Genomic DNA, 886 nt, shown 5'->3' with positions numbered 1-886 from the left:
ACAGCTCGTTTCATAATGAGGTTGCTAGCTTGCGGTAGCAGATCAGTACGCAGGCCAGTTGCATCAGTCCGAGGTGGATGTCGGCTCTGCGTTCCCAGCGGATCCGCAGTCGCTTGTACTGGTGTAGCCAGGAAAAGGTGCGCTCCACGACCCAGCGGACCTTGCCCAGTCCGGAGCCGTGCGGGGTGCCGCGGCGGGCGATGCGTGGGGTGATGCCCAGCGTGCGCAGGGATCTGCGGTGCACGTCGTAGTCATAGCCCCGGTCGGCGTAGAGCCGGCGAGGCCGTTGACGTGGCCTGCCGCGAGTGCCGCGGATCTTCGGCATCGCGCGCACCAGGGGAAGCAGTTGGGTGCTGTCGTGGCGGTTGCCGCTGGTCAGGAGGACCGCGAGCGGGACACCTGTCCCGTCGGTGATCAGGTGGTGCTTGGAACCCGGCCGACCCCGATCGACGGGCGAGGGGCCCGTCGCGTCCCCCCTTTGAGCGCCCGCACGTGCGAGGCGTCGGCGACAGCGACGTCCAGCTCCAGCTTCTTCAGCGCCCGCAACTGGTCCAGCAGCGTCTCGTGCAGCGCCGGCCACACACCGGCCTCGGTCCAGTCCCGCAACCGCCGCCAGCACGTCACCCCCGAGCACCCGCACACCGACCGCGGCAACTCCCGCCACGTGATGCCCGTCTTGAGCACGAACACGATCCCCGCCAGCGCCGCCCGGTCATCCACCGGCAACCGCCCCGGATGCCGATACCGCCTGGGTGCGCGAGCGGGCAGTAGCGGCTCCACCCTCCGCCACAGATCGTCAGGAACCAACTCCTCGACCATCATCCCACCCTGCACCTGCAGCAACTGATCCCGCATCTGCCGATCGAGTCATTCTGAAACCAGCTGT

The 886-nt window shown here is 67.9% G+C and carries 1 protein-coding gene; it reads right to left on the bottom strand.

Going from position 1 to position 886, the window contains the following annotated elements:
* Positions 1-10: 10 nt before the first annotated feature.
* Positions 11-819, bottom strand: a protein-coding gene (locus IMZ35_RS30240; protein WP_199444627.1) for an IS5 family transposase whose coding sequence is annotated in 2 segments (ribosomal slippage) — positions 11-480 and positions 480-819 — 810 coding nt in all. Because the reading frame shifts where the segments join, the coding sequence is not laid out codon by codon here.
* Positions 820-886 lie beyond the last annotated feature (67 nt).

This window comes from Umezawaea beigongshangensis, from assembly GCF_016464305.1.
In the GTDB taxonomy this organism is placed as follows: Bacteria; Actinomycetota; Actinomycetes; order Mycobacteriales; family Pseudonocardiaceae; genus Umezawaea_A; species Umezawaea_A beigongshangensis.
The sequence above is the reverse complement of the archived record's forward strand: the minus strand, read 5'-3'. Positions and strand labels throughout refer to the sequence as shown.